Annotated in this window: 20 protein-coding genes; 10 read left to right on the top strand and 10 right to left on the bottom strand. The window is 48.6% G+C overall.

Going from position 1 to position 15,104, the window contains the following annotated elements; translation table 11 throughout:
* Positions 1-73 precede the first annotated feature (73 nt).
* Entirely contained in the window at positions 74-1,168 is a 1,095-nt protein-coding gene (locus CWE15_RS03890; protein WP_126756729.1) for a DUF2066 domain-containing protein, read from the top strand.
* Positions 1,156-1,863 carry a DnaA regulatory inactivator Hda gene (gene hda / locus CWE15_RS03885; protein WP_157980710.1) on the top strand — a complete coding sequence of 236 codons (708 nt, stop codon included), beginning with the start codon at positions 1,156-1,158 and terminating at the stop codon, positions 1,861-1,863. Before CWE15_RS03890 ends, hda begins: the two co-directional genes overlap by 13 nt.
* 6 nt (positions 1,864-1,869) lie before the next feature.
* On the opposite strand, the gene CWE15_RS03880 is transcribed toward hda, so the two are convergent.
* The 3 genes from CWE15_RS03880 to bepA form a co-directional block, all read right to left on the bottom strand.
* Complete coding sequence (locus tag CWE15_RS03880) at positions 1,870-2,280, bottom strand: DUF2069 domain-containing protein (RefSeq protein ID WP_126756727.1); 411 nt, start codon at positions 2,278-2,280, stop codon at positions 1,870-1,872.
* A gap of 7 nt (positions 2,281-2,287) precedes the next feature.
* Positions 2,288-2,638, bottom strand: a complete 351-nt coding sequence (arsC, locus tag CWE15_RS03875) for an arsenate reductase (glutaredoxin) (RefSeq protein ID WP_126756726.1) — start codon at positions 2,636-2,638, stop codon at positions 2,288-2,290.
* Positions 2,639-2,702: 64 nt separating this feature from the next.
* Entirely contained in the window at positions 2,703-4,235 is a 1,533-nt protein-coding gene (gene bepA / locus CWE15_RS03870) for a beta-barrel assembly-enhancing protease (protein WP_126756725.1), read from the bottom strand.
* A gap of 201 nt (positions 4,236-4,436) precedes the next feature.
* On the opposite strand from bepA, the gene CWE15_RS03865 reads away from it, so the two are divergent.
* Entirely contained in the window at positions 4,437-5,525 is a 1,089-nt protein-coding gene (locus tag CWE15_RS03865; RefSeq protein ID WP_126756724.1) for an AI-2E family transporter, read from the top strand.
* Positions 5,526-5,548: 23 nt separating this feature from the next.
* On the opposite strand, the gene bcp is transcribed toward CWE15_RS03865, so the two are convergent.
* Positions 5,549-6,010, bottom strand: coding sequence for a thioredoxin-dependent thiol peroxidase (gene bcp, locus CWE15_RS03860; protein WP_126756723.1), 462 nt, complete (start codon positions 6,008-6,010; stop codon positions 5,549-5,551).
* A gap of 127 nt (positions 6,011-6,137) precedes the next feature.
* Here bcp and dapA point away from each other — a divergent pair, with 127 nt between their 5' ends.
* Genes dapA through purC form a run of 3 tightly spaced genes read left to right on the top strand, consistent with a single transcriptional unit; the run spans position 6,138 to position 8,874 of the window.
* Entirely contained in the window at positions 6,138-7,037 is a 900-nt protein-coding gene (gene dapA / locus CWE15_RS03855; protein WP_126756722.1) for a 4-hydroxy-tetrahydrodipicolinate synthase, read from the top strand.
* Positions 7,027-8,130, top strand: coding sequence for an outer membrane protein assembly factor BamC (gene bamC, locus CWE15_RS03850; RefSeq protein ID WP_126756721.1), 1,104 nt, complete (start codon positions 7,027-7,029; stop codon positions 8,128-8,130). The genes dapA and bamC overlap by 11 nt, the downstream gene beginning before the upstream one ends.
* Positions 8,131-8,157: 27 nt before the next feature.
* Positions 8,158-8,874: a phosphoribosylaminoimidazolesuccinocarboxamide synthase gene (gene purC / locus CWE15_RS03845; protein WP_126756720.1), complete on the top strand. Its 717-nt coding sequence runs from the start codon at positions 8,158-8,160 to the stop codon at positions 8,872-8,874.
* Here the strand turns inward: purC and CWE15_RS03840 are convergent.
* From CWE15_RS03840 to CWE15_RS03820, 5 genes are read right to left on the bottom strand one after another with little or no spacing between them, the layout of a single operon-like run.
* Entirely contained in the window at positions 8,871-9,056 is a 186-nt protein-coding gene (locus CWE15_RS03840) for a DUF2897 family protein (RefSeq protein ID WP_157980709.1), read from the bottom strand. The two genes, purC and CWE15_RS03840, sit on opposite strands and share 4 nt — an antisense overlap.
* A 13-nt stretch (positions 9,057-9,069) precedes the next feature.
* The gene (locus CWE15_RS03835; RefSeq protein ID WP_126756718.1) at positions 9,070-9,762 is read right to left on the bottom strand and encodes a M15 family metallopeptidase; all 693 of its coding nucleotides are present in this window, start codon (positions 9,760-9,762) and stop codon (positions 9,070-9,072) included.
* A complete protein-coding gene (dapE, locus tag CWE15_RS03830) occupies positions 9,744-10,889 on the bottom strand; it encodes a succinyl-diaminopimelate desuccinylase (RefSeq protein WP_126756717.1) in 1,146 nt (381 codons plus the stop codon). The genes CWE15_RS03835 and dapE overlap by 19 nt, the downstream gene beginning before the upstream one ends.
* A complete protein-coding gene (locus CWE15_RS03825) occupies positions 10,886-11,227 on the bottom strand; it encodes an ArsC family reductase (protein WP_126756716.1) in 342 nt (113 codons plus the stop codon). Before CWE15_RS03825 ends, dapE begins: the two co-directional genes overlap by 4 nt.
* A gap of 16 nt (positions 11,228-11,243) precedes the next feature.
* Positions 11,244-11,738 carry a hypothetical protein gene (locus CWE15_RS03820; RefSeq protein WP_126756715.1) on the bottom strand — a complete coding sequence of 165 codons (495 nt, stop codon included), beginning with the start codon at positions 11,736-11,738 and terminating at the stop codon, positions 11,244-11,246.
* 270 nt (positions 11,739-12,008) lie between these two features.
* On the opposite strand from CWE15_RS03820, the gene yfbV reads away from it, so the two are divergent.
* Entirely contained in the window at positions 12,009-12,434 is a 426-nt protein-coding gene (gene yfbV / locus CWE15_RS03815; RefSeq protein WP_126756714.1) for a terminus macrodomain insulation protein YfbV, read from the top strand.
* A gap of 26 nt (positions 12,435-12,460) precedes the next feature.
* Here the strand turns inward: yfbV and xthA are convergent, their stop codons facing one another.
* Positions 12,461-13,270 (bottom strand): exodeoxyribonuclease III, encoded by an 810-nt coding sequence (gene xthA, locus CWE15_RS03810; protein WP_126756713.1) that lies wholly within the window; start codon positions 13,268-13,270, stop codon positions 12,461-12,463.
* Between the two features lie 135 nt (positions 13,271-13,405).
* Between xthA and CWE15_RS03805 the strand changes: the two genes are divergently transcribed.
* The 3 genes from CWE15_RS03805 (at position 13,406) to CWE15_RS03795 (ending at position 15,102) form a co-directional block, all read left to right on the top strand.
* Positions 13,406-13,732, top strand: a complete 327-nt coding sequence (locus CWE15_RS03805) for a DUF3392 family protein (protein WP_126756712.1) — start codon at positions 13,406-13,408, stop codon at positions 13,730-13,732.
* Positions 13,733-13,740: 8 nt separating this feature from the next.
* On the top strand, positions 13,741-14,802 hold the full coding sequence (locus tag CWE15_RS03800; RefSeq protein ID WP_126756711.1) for a patatin-like phospholipase domain-containing protein: 1,062 nt from the start codon (positions 13,741-13,743) through the stop codon (positions 14,800-14,802).
* Between the two features lie 96 nt (positions 14,803-14,898).
* Positions 14,899-15,102: a DUF3185 family protein gene (locus CWE15_RS03795; protein WP_126756710.1), complete on the top strand. Its 204-nt coding sequence runs from the start codon at positions 14,899-14,901 to the stop codon at positions 15,100-15,102.
* Positions 15,103-15,104 lie beyond the last annotated feature (2 nt).

Below are 15,104 nucleotides of genomic sequence, written 5' to 3'. Positions count from 1 at the left end.
CCACAGCTTGTTACTTGCCCCGCTGCGGAAGGGTGTTTATTATCCTAACCATCATGTTTAAAAGGTGAGTGCCTTGAATCGAATTACACATACTCTGCTGATGTTAAGCGCACTGGTTGTTTTGCTTATTGCGCAAGCAAGCTGGCAGCCTGCTTACGGACAAAGCTTGGTTGATGAGAATGGCATGCAGCAGCTACTAACGGCCCGGGTAGAGGTGAACTCGCAAACTCGGGCTGAACGGCTGCGTGCTGCTCAATTGGGATTCAATGAAGTATTAGTGAGGCTTGCGGGCCATGCGGATGTAGTTTCGTTTGAACAAGTGCAGTCGGAGCGGCGGAACGCCAGCGACTATGTTATTCAGTATTCTTACATTCGAGAGCAGGGCAAAACCTTTTTAAGTGCCACTTATAACGAAGAGCGTATGCTGCAGCTATTACGTCAGGTAGGAAGCTCTGTTTGGAGTGCGCAGCGGCCCACCGTTATGTTGTGGCTAGCCGAGCCAAGTGAAACTGGCGCCCGCGGAAACACCCAGTTAATAGCGCGCGACTCTGGGCATGAGCTACTTGCGGGTATTACCGAGCAAGCCAGCATTCGCGGTTTGCCAGTGACCTTTCCGCTGTTGGACTTAACAGACCTACTAGCGGTAAGCCCTAGTGACGTTTGGGGGCGCTTTGAAGGGCCTGTGGTTGCTGCTACGGAGCGTTATGCTGCAAGTGGTACGGCTATAGCACGCATTCAGCCGACAGAGCAGGGCTACCGTGCAGAATGGCGTTTGGTGGTGGGAGGCTTGCATACCACAGGGAGTGTAGCCCACGCAGACTTACACCAACTTGGTGTGTTGTTTGCCGACGCATTAACCGAACAGGTGGCTGCAGAATATGCGGTGAGCTTTTCAAATTCAGAGCAAACCGATGTTCGATTGCGTTTAGTGAATGCTGGAAGTTTAGAAAAAGTAATAGCGGCAGAAGCCCTATTAGAAAGCTTGGGCCCAGTCGTTAAAGTGGCCATGGCTCGCTACCACCAAGGAACAGTGGAGTTTCAATTGCGTGTGGTAGGAAATAAAGCGCGTGTGGAACAGGCTCTTGAACTAGAATCGCGATTACAACAAATTCAAGACCCGTGGAGCCGTACGCAAAATGATGTATTGGAGTACCGGTGGCTACACTGAAAAATAGTTCACAATTAACTTTGCCTGTACAACTTCCAGAGTTGGCACAGTTTTCTTTATTTGTGCCTGGGCCGAATGAAATGGCGGTGAATTACATTCGCGAGCTAGACACACACTCGTTTCAGCACACGGCGATTGTTGGCTCCGATGGTGCGGGCAAAACCCACTTCTTATCCGCCATGACCGACATGGTGCATAACCGTGGCGATGTAGCTATGTATGTGCCCCTTGAAGCGGTTCGGCATCAGTCGCCAGCCCTTTTAGAAGGGTTAGAAGAAGCTCAGTTACTGGCCCTGGACAATATAGACGCAGTGACCAGCAATGCGGAGTGGTCCGTAGCGCTTTTTGCTCTTATTAACCGTTTTATGGATCGGCAGGAAGGGCATTTGCTGTGGTCGTCTAAGGTGCCGGCGCGCAGTATGCAAATTGTGTTACCGGACTTACAGTCGCGGCTGCAGGCAGCGACACAATTTAAGTTAGCTCCCTTGGATGACAATGAAAAAATTCAAGCGTTGAAGCTGCATTTGAAGTCACGTGGATTGATATTGAATGACGACGTTGCCGAGTTTTTACTAGGTCGTTTAAGTCGCGGTATGCATGGATTAATGCAAACCGTGGATGCGCTTGATCAAGCTTCCATGCGTGAGCAGCGTCGCTTGACGCTGCCCTTTGTAAAGCAAGTATTAAACTTGTAAGGACCTCTAGTCGGGCATTTTCCCAGCGTTGCCCACTTGTTTCTTCTTCAAGCCTAAGCCAAGCTCTCGGCCTTTGTAGCGGGCATAGTAGGTGGCACCAATAAAAGCGCCCGTGGTGAGCAGCAGCTCAATCAGAGGCAAGTACCTGCGTTCCCACAAGGTATAAATAGTGGTGAAACCGTGCAAGAAATAGAGCATAAGAATAAAGTTTGCCCAGGCGTGTGTGTAAGGGTTGCCCTTCAAAATGCCATATAAGGGTAGCAATAGAGGCAGCACAAACAGCACGAATGCCAGGGGCAAACTAATAAACTCGCTCGGCGCTAGTACTGTTTGCCACAAAACAACAAACAGAATGAGCGGCAAATAGCACACCAAAGTGAGCTTGCGGTAAAACCCGGAGTGGGTAGGTAATTTCATGGTGTACTCACACTATTTGTAAAACGTCTTCAGGTGGACGGCCAATTTTCGCTTTGTCACCGTTTATCACGATGGGGCGCTGAATGAGCTTCGGGTGGTCGCATAAAAGGGCAATCAGCTCTGCTTCAGTGCCGTCAAATGTGGCTAAATTGAGGGTTTTGTACTCTTCTTCACCTGTCCGAATAATCTCCCGAGCGGATATACCTAAGGCAGCTAAAACCTGGCTTAATTCCTCGCTGCTAGGCGGGGTCTTTAAGTACTCGACAATGGTGGGTTCAATACCTTGCTCTTGCAAAAGCGCCAGGGTTTGGCGGCTTTTAGAGCAGCGTGGGTTGTGGTACATAACGATAGAACTCATAGCATCCTCTTCATTTATGCGTTGGGCGGCTGATACTACCTAATTGACCGGCGAAGTAAAAGCGTTACGAAACGCGGTTACGTTCAATTTCTAGCTGTCTGAACTGATCTATGCGACCTTGCAGACGGTGGCGGGTTAAAGGCCGCTCTTCGGGGGTCTTACTAATGGCGCTGTGTAATTCTTCAATAGCCATGCGGAAATTGCCACGTAAAGCGTATATTTCAGCCAAGGCCTCATGCATTTCTACCGATCGGTCACTTTGTTGATTGGCTTCGTAAAGCATGCGCCATGCCAGCATGTCGTTTTTATTATGAATGAGAAAGTTGGTCAGTACGCGACGGGTTAAGTCGTATTGCTTGGCTGCATTTGCGGCATAGGCCAAATTCAGCGTAATTACTTGGTTGTCGGGGCGGCGGGCAAACTCCTGGGTTAGTAATTCGACAGCCTCTTCACTGCGATTCAGCTTTAATAAGATATCTGTCAGTGTGTCTAAGTAAAACAAGTTGAAACTGTCGCTAGCACGTAAAGGCTGAATATAACCAAGTGCTTCTGGGTAACGCTCTAACTGAAAAAGGGCAAGGGCTATACCATAGCGAATGGCTTCTCGTTGGTTCGGATGCTCGGCCTTGGACTCTTCCGCTTGTAGGTCGAGCAGCAAGTCGGCAGCCGAGCGGGTGGAATAGCGAGCACGAATGCGCATTTTAGCTAGCTCAAACCCCAAGGCGGGAGGTAAGTTGCGTGGCGGAAATTGCATAGCGCGAGCGCGGGTGTCGGCAATGCGGCTTTCAGGCAAGGGATGGGTTATTAGCATTTGCGGCATTTTTGTGGTGTATCTGTACTTTGCCGCAAGCCGACCAAAAAATCGTGGGGCGCCTTCTGCGTCATAGCCGGCGTAATACAAGGTGTCCATGCCGACACGGTCTGCTTCCAATTCAAATTGACGCGTGTAATTTATTTGTCGTTGTTGCATGCCCGCAATGCTGGCGCTTAAAGAGGCCATGCCAACAGCCGGGTTGATCATGGTGAGTACCATGCTGCCAATAACTTGTGCCATGCTGTAAGAAGAGCTTTGCGCAATTCGCTCCATATTACGTGCTATATGGCGTTGGGTAACGTGTGCTATTTCATGGCTAAGCACCGCAGAAAGTTCAGACTCGTCTTCCGCTTCTAAAATGAGCCCTGTGTGCACACCAATGTGGCCGCCAAGAAAAGCAAAGGCGTTAATGCTGTCGTCGCGAATAATAAAGAAGTGAAATGGGTAGTTTACGTTTTTCGCATGGCGAACCAACCCATTGCCGACATCGTTTATGTATTCGCGCAATACAGGGTCGTCGACCATAGGAGCGAGGTTGCGAATTTCACGCATATAGAAGTCACCTAAAATGCGTTCCCGATCGAGGGACATGGTGACGCCGCCTGCCACACCAATTGAAGGGATGTCGTTGCCCGTTTGCTGGTAGTGCTGCTGAGCCAGGCTAGGGTTCGTTGCGAGTAGACTCAGGCCTGCGGCAGCAAAGCATAGCAGTGGCTTTCGTAGGCGTTGCCTAAAGGCAAAACGCGAATGAACAGTGCGAAAACGAGCAAAAAGTCGAGTCATGTGCGTGTTAAATGGCCTTGTAGTAATTCATTTCCAAAAAGAGTGCCTCATCAGACCAACAAACTTTGGAACTGTTCCCTGAACACAGTAGAATGCTTGCAGTTTACGAGAAACTCATTTCTATGTCGAACCGTGCCTGAGTGCTATGCTGTGAGCTAGTGCCTTTGTTTATGTAAGCGATGTTTTAAGGATATATACAGTATGCTCGATTATTTAAAAAACTGGTTTCGTCGCCGGTTTGCCGACCCGAACACAGTGACCTTAACGCTTTTGCTTATTATTAGCTTTGCCATTTTGATGTTTTGGGGCAGCATTTTGGCGCCCGTTTTGGTGGCCGTCGCTTTGGCTTATTTGCTGGAATGGCCTGTGAGTATTCTGGAGCGAGTTGGTATGAACCGGTTGTCCGCTGTACTGCTGGTCTTTGCGGTATTTATGACCGTGTTTATTTTGCTACTGGTGTTTTTGGTGCCTGTGGTGTGGCAACAAAGTACCACGCTACTTAAAGAGTTACCTTTAATTGCTGAAGCGTGGCAAGACTTAATGGAAGCGGCACAAGAGTATGCGCCGGCCTTTATTGAACAAAGCCAGGTCGTGGAGTTTACCCAACGTATTAATACCCGCCTACTGAGCATTGGCCAAGGACTTGTCGACAAGTCGCTGAACACTTTGTTTATTATCGCTGCGTTACTTATTTATTTTATTATTGTACCGCTGATGGTGTTCTTTATGCTGAAAGACAAGGATATTTTGCTAGGGCACTTTTCACGCGTACTACCCGAGCAGCGCCGCCTTATAAAACAGGTGGGACATGAAATGAACACGCAAATAATGAACTACATTCGTGGTAAGTCGTTAGAAGTAGTTATTGTTGGTGGCGTTACTTTCGTGGTGTTTTCGTTATTTGATTTACGCTATTCGGCCTTACTCGCAACCTTAGTGGGCTTTTCTGTTTTAGTACCCTATATTGGGGCCGCTGTAGTCACTATTCCCGTGGCCTTGGTGGGGCTTTTCCAATTTGGTATGGCGCCTACCTTGGCGTGGCTACTCATTGCGTACCTGGTCATTCAAGCCTTAGACGGTAACGTGTTAGTGCCGCTGTTGTTCTCGGAGGCGGTCAGTTTACACCCGGTTTATATTATTGCTGCTGTGCTGGTGTTTGGAGCCATTTGGGGCTTCTGGGGTGTGTTCTTTGCGATTCCACTGGCGAGTTTAGTGAAAGCGGTTTTGGCTGCGTTTTCTAGTCAATTATACCAAGACGAGGAAGTAAAAGAAGTGAAGGCCAAGGGGTAATCCCTTGGCCATGTAGGCGAAGCTTATAATGCTGCCAATACCACTTCGTGGTGGTCTTTGGTTTTAAACTTATCGAATATTTTACTAATGGTACCGTCCTGCTCAATTAAGAAGCTAATGCGGTGAATGCCGTCGTATTCCCGCCCCATAAACTTCTTTAAGCCCCATACCCCGTAGGCTTCTGCTACGGCGTGGTCTTCGTCACTGAGTAGGGTAAAGTTAAGCTCGTCGCGTTCGGTAAACTTAGCTAAGCGCTTCGGTGCGTCAATGCTAATGCCCACAGCAATCGTGTTTTTGTCGGCGAGGGCTTGCTTTTGGTCCCGTAGGTTCTGCGCTTGAACCGTACAGCCGGGCGTCATGGCTTTTGGGTAAAAGTAAAGCAGAACACGGCCTTGTTCGAGTAAAGAGGCGAGAGTGGTTTCATTTTCGTTTTGATCCAATAAGGTGAACGCGGGAGCCTTATCGCCTTCTTTTAAATGTTTCATGTTTTACTCCTGTATTAAAAATTATAAGGTTAGCTTTACAAGCGATTATAATTTCGCATGTGTTGAACCCTTGTCATTAATTGCGTGTCAACGTAATATTATGCGCTAAATTCCGGACGGAGCAGCTATGTTAACTGGCAGTATGGTGGCACTTGTCACTCCATTCACGCCCCAGGGTAATATTGATTACGAATTACTCGCAAATTTAGTTGAGTTTCACATTCAACAAGGCACTGATGCCATTGTTTCTGTAGGTACAACGGGTGAGTCTACCACGTTGACTCACGATGAGCATGTGGACGTTGTCCGTGCAACGGTGGAGATTGCCGCAGGGCGTATTAAGGTCGTTGCGGGCAATGGCTCGAATGCAACGGCCGAAGCAATACAACTTACCGAACGCATTACCCCTTTGGGTGTGGATGGCTTTTTAAATGTTTCCCCTTATTACAACAAACCAAGTGCGCAGGGCTTGTACGAACACTATCGGCTGATAGCTGAAGCCAGCGACTTACCTCAACTCCTTTATAATGTGCCGGGGCGAACCTGCTCAGACCTAGAACCTGAAATTGTGGCTCAACTTGCACAAATTCCAAATATTGTCGGCATAAAGGAAGCGAGCGGTGACGTACGCCGAGTGCAGCAAATACGCGAACTATGTGGTAATGACTTCTTGCAACTGAGTGGTGACGACCCAACCGCCTGTGAATTTATGCTAGCAGGTGGTCATGGTGTCATTAGCGTTACAGCAAACTTAATGCCCAAGGCCATGAAACAAATGGTCAGTGCTGCTTCTTGTGGCGACAAAGCCACGGCAGAAGCTGCAGATGCACAAATGAAAATGATTCATGATATTTTGTTTATTGAAGCAAACCCTATCCCGGTGAAGTGGGCCATGGCGCGCTTAGGTTGGTTAACTGAGGTGTATCGATTACCTCTTTGTTCTCCGGAACTTGAGAGTAAAAAAGTAATCGAAGAAGCTTTAGAAGCCGCCGGTTTATTAAATCCACGGAGTACCGATGAACGCTAAGTTAATTTTACCTGTATGTGTTGCTGCACTCGCTTTGTCTGCTTGCAGCAGCCAGCGAAATGTTGCCGACGGTAGTTTCGACTACCTTGATATTGAAAAACAAGAAGTGGTGAAAGGCACCCAAGAGCTGGTGTTACAAAAGCCTGACAATAAATACTATATTCCTGAAATACATGTGGACCCAGAGCAAGCCGCATTAGGTGAAAATGTACCCATTCGCCCGCCCATGCAAGTGATTGCAGCTGCACCCGGTAGCCGAGTAGAAGAGGGCAGCCGCGAATCAAAAATATTCTTTGACGCGATAGAAAGCATTACTAATTTAGAAGCAGGTATATGGCAGCATGTAGTGCAAGTGGTTGAAACGCTAGGTGCTGATTACCAAGTGGATGAGGAAGAGAAGCGCCTGGTGGTTGCACCCTTTCGTCAGGTTGTCGACTCCACTCGCCGTTCGGGTATTACCAACTTTATTTCTCGAGAGCGTATTGTCACCGAGTCAGAGTACGGTTTAGAACTGGACTTGAACATGGCAAGCCATGGCAGAAGTGGCGAATTAGAAGCGAAAGTGACCGCTCCTAAGTACTTTGTCGACAATGAGCAGCAGCCGCTGCCCATGAATTTTGCCCGTAACATTGAAGCGAACTTATTGAACAATATAAGTATTGCCATGGAACGTTCGTACCGGGTGAACCGGACCGCCTTTGCCCAGCAAGAAGTGGTGCTGGCCATTGGCGCCACTAAAAATGGGAATGCCGCTTTCACCATGGACACGGACTTCAACAGTGGTTGGGTATTACTGCCGGGTATTTTCAGTAAAAACCAACTGACAGTGACCGACCTAAACCAATCGGAAGGTATGTATTACACTAGCTACGAACCCTTTGGGAAGCGCCGTTGGTATCATGCTTTGGCCTTTTGGAACTCGTCTACCACAGGTCCACTTGGTATTGAGGCAGGAACAGAAGTAAACTTCTCCGTTGATGAAGTGGATGGCACTGTGTATATCACACCAAGCATCGACGGTGAGCTTTTAAGTGACGAGATGCTAGAATCTTGGCTTCCAATGTTTGCTGATGCTTTAAGCAATCAGCAGTAACGCGCAACTGACAGCGAAGAGTAAATTATGCAAAAGCAAAGCGAACTTTACCGCGGTAAAGCTAAAACAGTTCATACCACGGACGACCCAAATTTTTTAATTCTTGAGTTTCGTGATGACACCTCCGCATTTGATGGCGAGCGTATTGAGCAACTCGCTCGCAAAGGAATGGTGAATAATCGTTTTAACCATTTTATTATGGAAAAGCTAACGGCAGCCGGTGTACCCACACAACTTGAACGCTTGCTGTCGGACACGGAAAGCTTGGTAAAAAATCTCGACATGATTCCAGTAGAGTGCGTTGTGCGAAACCTCGCGGCGGGCTCCCTTGTGCGTCGTTTAGGCGTGGAAGAAGGCATGGCGCTAACCCCCCCAACCTTTGAGTTGTTCCTTAAGAACGACGAGCTGCACGACCCGATGATCAATGAAAGCCATGCCATTGCATTTGGTTGGGCAACAGCCGAGCAATTAGCAGAAATGAAACGCCTAACGTTAAAGGTCAACGAAGTATTACAAGCCTTGTTTGACGAAGCAGGCATGCTACTGGTGGACTATAAACTGGAGTTTGGCTTATTCAACGGCGAGATTGTGTTAGGGGACGAGTTTAGCCCTGACGGTTGCCGCTTATGGGACAAAGAAACGCGTGAGAAGCTGGACAAAGACCGCTTCCGCCAAGGCCTTGGCGGCGTAGTGGAAGCGTATGAAGAAGTAGCCAAGCGGTTAGGCGTGCCTTTACCCGCTTAATCTTCCTTCTGGCTTTGTGAGGCTTGCTCACGTTTTGCCTGAGCTTCTTGTTCAGCTTGCTTTTGCTTTCCAAGAAGGTCAGGCATTTTCATATCTGCACTTTCCTTTACCATTAAAATATTGCCAATAATAAATAAAAATATAACGGCAACAATGGCAATGATGGCCCAAGTGGGTAACATGCGAAACTCCTTATTAACCTTGTGGTGCTGCAATTTGATAAACAAATTGTCGCACATACGCCTCAATATATGCATCAAAATAATCAGCGGTGGGCGCTAGTCCAGGCAGGGGGTTCTGCTGTAATACCCGTTTGAGCTGATCAACGTCAAACTGTTGTAAATAGTCTGTGGCCACGGGTGCAAAGCTCCAATGCCAGGGCTCGGGCTTTACCCCGCCTCGGTCCTTGTCGTAAGGCCGGAAAAATCCGTAGCGAGGCGCGTGTTGTTCTAGCCAAAGGAATAAAGCATGACAAGGGCCACCACGTGCGTACTCCCATGTCTCTAGCACAAGATCGGAGCGAGCGACGCGCTGATGATCGTACAAGTCTAAGTCTGTGCCCCAATGGTGGCGACTGGTACCCGGTAAGGCCGACCATTGGGTAATATCTGCGAGTCGTTCTTGCGGGGACATATGACAACGAGTGGGTGCCTGATATTTACGCTCCCAAATAACTTGCTGCCGAGCAAAGCTGCGAAATCCACTTGCAATACGTAGGTCTATACCTTCGGCCTGCGCCTGTGTTTGCATGGCTTGAAAAGCCGCTGCAGCGTCAGGGTGCAGGTACAGTGGTTGCTCGCTCGTGTCCTGCGGATGTGCAGAGCAGGGCGCTAAATGCTGCTCGTTAAGACCGTACAAATGTGCCCGGTTTATTTCGGCAGTGGGCATAACAAATGCTCCAAGGTGTATTCATACATATCTGTTAAATGAATGAGGTCTTGGTGGCTCACACATTCATTTACTTTATGAATGGTTTTATTGACAGGGCCAAGTTCTATCACTTCAGCCCCTGTAGGGGCTATAAAACGACCATCGGAAGTACCACCGGCCGTAGACAGTGTAGGCGCTTGGCCAATGACCTTTTCTACCGCCGCTGTGGTAGCGGCAAGTAAATGACCGCCGTCCGTTAAAAAAGGGCGCCCATTGAGGGTCCATTGAATATCAAAATTCAGGTCAAATCGCTGCAATATAGCTGAAATTCGTTCCATCAAGCCTTCGGCTGTGCTTTCTGTTGAATACCGCAGATTAAACTGCACGGATAATTCGCCAGGAATTACATTTCCTGCGCCTGTGCCCGCATGAAGGTTCGATATTTGAAACGTTGTAGCCGGAAAAGCATGATTCCCCGTGTCCCACACTTCACTTGCAAGAGCTGCCAAGGCGGGGGCGGCTTTGTGAACAGGGTTTTTAGCTAAATGCGGGTACGCAACATGCCCTTGGATACCATATATAGTCAGGTCGCCCGTTAGGCTGCCGCGCCGGCCGTTTTTAATCATATCACCACAATAGTCTGTACTTGAGGGCTCGCCCACAATGCACCAGTTTATTTTTTCATTGCGTGCTTCTAAGGTGTCTACCACGCGTGTGGTGCCATTAATAAACGGGCCTTCTTCGTCGCTGGTGATGAGAAATGCAATACTGCCTTTATGTTCCGGGTTGTTTTGTACGAAACGCTCTACGGCCACCACCATAGCAGCTAAGCTGCCCTTCATGTCGGCAGCACCACGGCCGTACAGTACGCCGTCTTTATCTGTTGGGGTAAAGGGGGGCGTATGCCAGTCTTTTTCTGGGCCAGGCGGTACAACATCCGTATGGCCGGCAAAGCAAAACACCGGTTCGGCTGTGCCGCGTCTAGCCCATAGGTTTGTGGTGTCTTCGAATACCATGGTTTCTAGGGTAAACCCTAAAGCAGAAAGTCGCTCACCAAGTAGCTGCTGGCAGCCGGCATCTTCTGGGGTTATGGACGGGCGAGCAATTAATTCCCGAGCCAGGCTCAGCGTAGGATGCTGGCTCATGCAAATAACTCCGCATAACGGGCTTCTTTAAAACCAACTTCCACCTTGCCTTCATGCACTAACACCGGGCGCTTCATTAAAGTAGGGTGGTCTTGCAGTAGTTGAATTGTGCGGGTCGGTGTGCGCTCGCCTTTGTCTTCTTCAGGCAAGTTGCGCCAGGTAGTGCTGCGGGTATTCAGTAGCGTTTTCTCACCTACTTGATCAAGCCAGTTTTGTAGGGTTTCCGCGGTTAAAGGCTGTTCACGAACATCGTGAAATTGGTACTGTATGTTGGCGTTGTCTAGCCAGCGGCGTGCCTTACGCACAGTGTCACAGTTCTTAATGCCAAAAAGGGTCATGGGCGTCTCCATCTTTTTATTCGTATCGTTCTGGTAAAATAGGGTTCATATACAGTTGTATTGCGTCGCTGCTTATGGCGGTAACAGGACCAAGGGCCGCGCGCCAACATAGCTTTGGGTACACAGGAAGTGTCAACGACAAAAGGCAGGGCTCTGCCTGCTGAAACACTTCAGGGGCAAGCGTTAGCAAGGTGCCTGGCTCGGTACTTTTGAACGCCCAAGGTAATTCTTTGGTGGGCGCCCATATACGTAAATGTGCTTTCATGGGCTGGCTTGGGTCGGTTGAGCGTATGGACCAGTCTCGACGATCAGCTGAAACTGCATAGCACTCCCAGTCTGGGTGTAAATGCACACGTTGGTTGCCAGGTTGAAGGGCCACGCCCAATCCCCAGGCACCTAGTTGCAAGGTCGCATTTGGAATATGGGTTAAAGGCAAACACCTACCTGTTACTGGCGAGGGAATGCTAAAGCGCTTAGCCCACGCGGATGGTTGTTCAATAATCTCTTTCATACGACACACTCTAACATGAGGCAGCCAGTTAATTCATACGGCTTATTGTGCCATGCTCAAAGCCAGAAGTCAGAGTTTTGCACATCATCCACTATTTCTGTGGATAACCCTGTGAACTAGCTGGTCGAATCACTCTAAGTGGTTGATGTTTAAGGTTTAAGTGGATTGCTCGGATATTGACCGTATGATCAATAATTCAGCGTCAAAGCTGCTTATTGCTGCTGTTTTCCGTTATCATAGAGGCGAAAGCAAGGCACAAAAGGTGTTTTTATGTTTAAAGTTATTCAGCGCGGACGTCGCTATATGAAAATTTGGCCACTGCATGCGGTTGTCGGAAACCTTCCCGAGTCGCGGATTATTCCTCTGACGAAGCTGGGGATACGTTGGTTACCTGTGGCGGCCTTATGCAATGCTTTTGTGCAATGGCAGTATTTAGGCATGGACTTTTTGCCACAAATTTTGTCGAGCAGCTTGTTTATATTAGCTTTGCCTTTGCACGGGTATTACTGGCTGGGCAAGCGTGCATACTCGCGGCTACCCATTCCTTTGGAGCGTTGGTACACAGAATTAAAGGAAAAGCTGAATCGTTCCGGGCACGACATTCGGCTGCCAAGTGACAGACAAGGCCCTTACTACATTGACTTGGCTGGGGTACTCTCAAAAGCTCTGAAACAGTTGCCGCCTCACGAGTATTAGAGAGGCGGCAGTGCATGTAGGCCGTTTTAGAACTTAAACTGGCTCCAAATAGGTGCATGGTCTGAAGGTTTATCAATACCGCGCAGCTCATAGTCGATATCTGCAGCAACACACTTTTTCGCCAGCTCAGGCGTTGCATAGACCCCATCAATGCGCAGACCCCGGTTGTCGTCGAATCCGCGCGAGCGATAGTCAAACCAGCTGAAACGGTCGTTTGCTTCTGGGTGCATTTCGCGCCAGGTGTCGTGGAGCCCCCAGTCTAATAAGCGCTGGAACCACTCACGCTCTTCCGGTAAGAAACTACACTTACCCGTGCGCAGCCAGCGCTTTGCATTGGCTTCCCCAATACCTACGTCGTTGTCAGTGGCAGAAATGTTCACATCGCCCATCAGTATAAGTGGCTGGTCTGGCGACTCATGGGTATTTAAGTAGTCCATGAGGTCAGCATAAAACTTTTCTTTGGCTGGAAATTTCCATTCGTGGTCGCGGTTTTCTCCCTGTGGAAAATAGCCGTTCAATACGCGTACTTTGCCGCCGTCTGGAGTTGGTACTGTCACCATAATCATACGGCGCTGTGCGTCTTCTTCGTCTGTTGGGAAGCCATAAGTGACATTTACAGCAGGCTCTTTGGTGAGCATGGCCACACCATAGTGTGCCTTTTGCCCAAAGTAGTACACATGGTAGCCCATGGCCTCGACAGCCTCTAAGGGAAAGGCGTCATCGTGCACTTTAATTTCTTGCAACCCAATGACGTCGGGCTGATGCTTGTCAATCAGTGCCTGTAACTGGTGGAGGCGGGCACGCAGGCCATTAATATTAAAACTTACAAACTTCATAGAATACGACATCCTCATAGTAATGTGCAGGCATGATACCACTGCCAATAAAAGCTTTCAGCAGCAAAAACTGTGAGCTGGAAAACCAAGTTAAGTAGGTTATACTGCGGCCTCAAAACTGTTCGGTGAGACCCTATGCTTAACGATATTTTATTATTTTTAACCTTGCATTTAAGGCCGTATACGTCGCAGCTCGCCATGATGGTGGTAGCTACCTTATTGGTGCTTTATGGTGACACCATAAACCGAGCCGTGAAACGCCATGTAAATCACTATCACTTTATTCTACGCACCTTGGTGTTTGTTTTACTCTGTGCCTTTGGTTATGGCTTACTGCTGACGTGGCTAACCCCTTTACTTGCCCAGGCCTTGTATAAAATTCCTAGCCTGTATTTAGGCATTAGCATGGTGGGGATTATTTTAGGGCTGGGTATTTTGGCAGAGCGCAAACGCATTTTTTAAGGAGCTACATGAGCGATTTAATCGAAATACGCGCCGGAGCGCAGGCCTTCGAACATATTCAACAGCAAGGGCTACAAGCGGACGATATAAAGCTTATGCTGGGGGCCTCGGGTGGCCCTAAGTGGTTTGTGTTGCAGGGTTTCGACAACTTTTTGTTTGGTGAGTATTTTCAGCAACGGACCACCCCATTGAACCTGCTGGGTACATCCGCTGGAGCTTGGCGTTTTGCTAGTTTAGGGCAACAAGACCCAGCCCAAGCAAGTCGTACGTTTTTAGAGTTGTACCAAGCAACTGTGTACAGCGAGAAGCCAGATGTACACGAAATATCGGACAAGGCAGAAGCCTTATTACAAGAATATGTGCCGCAACAAGCGGTCCGAGATATTTTGTCCCAATCCACCTATTTACACCATATGATTGTTGCTCGTAGCCGTGGTTTAGGTGCTCGCGAGCACCGAGCTGTACAAGGGCTAGGACTGGCTGCGGCAGCCACGGCAAATGTTTTTAGCCGCCGTTTCTTGGGGCGTCACTTTGAACGGGTAGTGTTTCATCATCCAAACAGTAAGCCCTTAGGGAAACAGTGGCGTGACATGCCCACACGGCATGTCACGTTAACGGAAGACAACTTTCATCAAGCATTATTGGCGACAGGCTCCATTCCCATGGTGCTCCGTGGCGTACCGAATATTCCTGGTGCACCGAAAGGTATGTATCGCGACGGTGGGATAACCGACTACCACTTCGACTTAGACTTAAGCGAGCAAGAGGGGCTTATTTTGTATCCACACTTTCAACGCGAGGTGATACCTGGTTGGTTCGATAAGAAGCTAAAACGGCGTGTTACAGGCAAAAACTGGCCGAATGTCATTAATATAGTGCCTACGCAGGCCTTTATAGATAATTTACCCTTTGGCAAAATTCCAGACCGTAACGACTTTGCGAACTTGGCCCCCGGGCCCCGCCAAGCCTACTGGAAGCAAGCCACAGAGGCGGGGTACCGCATGGCCGAGCAATTTGCTAACTGGCTTGAAAAGGACGAACTGGCGCAGCATGTGACCCGCTGGGACTGATTTCTAGGCGATATCTGCTTGTAATGGTTGCGAAAACAAGAACCTTGACTACACTTAAAAACGAACTGTTTGAAGCAACCTATAAGAGGAATAACTATGAATAAAGCAGTTTCTGTAGCAATTTTAGTTGTCGGCTTAATTTTGTTGTATTTTGGCTGGCAAGAAAAGCAGTCGGTTTCGTCGCAAGTAACCGAAGCCATAACCAACCAGCCGACAGACAACAGCATGATGTTTCTTATTGGTGGTGCTGTAGCTGTCATTATTGGCTTGGGTGGGGTTGTCGCAGGGTCTAAAAAATAACC

The sequence above is a fragment of the Aliidiomarina taiwanensis genome (genome assembly GCF_003987015.1).
Classification (GTDB): domain Bacteria; phylum Pseudomonadota; class Gammaproteobacteria; order Enterobacterales; family Alteromonadaceae; genus Aliidiomarina; species Aliidiomarina taiwanensis.
This window is presented reverse-complemented; position numbering and strand designations above follow the sequence as displayed.

What these genes read in the sequence shown, in the direction of transcription:
- CWE15_RS03795 (WP_126756710.1), top strand. Translation starts at nt 14,899, where the DNA reads ATGAATAAAGCAGTTTCTGTAGCAATTTTAGTTGTCGGCTTAATTTTG.
- CWE15_RS03840 (WP_157980709.1), bottom strand. Translation starts at nt 9,056, where the DNA reads ATGTTACCCACTTGGGCCATCATTGCCATTGTTGCCGTTATATTTTTA.
- CWE15_RS03800 (WP_126756711.1), top strand. Translation starts at nt 13,741, where the DNA reads ATGAGCGATTTAATCGAAATACGCGCCGGAGCGCAGGCCTTCGAACAT.
- xthA (WP_126756713.1), bottom strand. Translation starts at nt 13,270, where the DNA reads ATGAAGTTTGTAAGTTTTAATATTAATGGCCTGCGTGCCCGCCTCCAC.
- bamC (WP_126756721.1), top strand. Translation starts at nt 7,027, where the DNA reads ATGAACGCTAAGTTAATTTTACCTGTATGTGTTGCTGCACTCGCTTTG.
- CWE15_RS03865 (WP_126756724.1), top strand. Translation starts at nt 4,437, where the DNA reads ATGCTCGATTATTTAAAAAACTGGTTTCGTCGCCGGTTTGCCGACCCG.
- dapA (WP_126756722.1), top strand. Translation starts at nt 6,138, where the DNA reads ATGTTAACTGGCAGTATGGTGGCACTTGTCACTCCATTCACGCCCCAG.
- CWE15_RS03880 (WP_126756727.1), bottom strand. Translation starts at nt 2,280, where the DNA reads ATGAAATTACCTACCCACTCCGGGTTTTACCGCAAGCTCACTTTGGTG.
- CWE15_RS03820 (WP_126756715.1), bottom strand. Translation starts at nt 11,738, where the DNA reads ATGAAAGAGATTATTGAACAACCATCCGCGTGGGCTAAGCGCTTTAGC.
- CWE15_RS03835 (WP_126756718.1), bottom strand. Translation starts at nt 9,762, where the DNA reads ATGCCCACTGCCGAAATAAACCGGGCACATTTGTACGGTCTTAACGAG.
- dapE (WP_126756717.1), bottom strand. Translation starts at nt 10,889, where the DNA reads ATGAGCCAGCATCCTACGCTGAGCCTGGCTCGGGAATTAATTGCTCGC.
- bcp (WP_126756723.1), bottom strand. Translation starts at nt 6,010, where the DNA reads ATGAAACATTTAAAAGAAGGCGATAAGGCTCCCGCGTTCACCTTATTG.
- arsC (WP_126756726.1), bottom strand. Translation starts at nt 2,638, where the DNA reads ATGAGTTCTATCGTTATGTACCACAACCCACGCTGCTCTAAAAGCCGC.
- CWE15_RS03805 (WP_126756712.1), top strand. Translation starts at nt 13,406, where the DNA reads ATGCTTAACGATATTTTATTATTTTTAACCTTGCATTTAAGGCCGTAT.
- yfbV (WP_126756714.1), top strand. Translation starts at nt 12,009, where the DNA reads ATGTTTAAAGTTATTCAGCGCGGACGTCGCTATATGAAAATTTGGCCA.
- CWE15_RS03825 (WP_126756716.1), bottom strand. Translation starts at nt 11,227, where the DNA reads ATGACCCTTTTTGGCATTAAGAACTGTGACACTGTGCGTAAGGCACGC.
- purC (WP_126756720.1), top strand. Translation starts at nt 8,158, where the DNA reads ATGCAAAAGCAAAGCGAACTTTACCGCGGTAAAGCTAAAACAGTTCAT.
- bepA (WP_126756725.1), bottom strand. Translation starts at nt 4,235, where the DNA reads ATGACTCGACTTTTTGCTCGTTTTCGCACTGTTCATTCGCGTTTTGCC.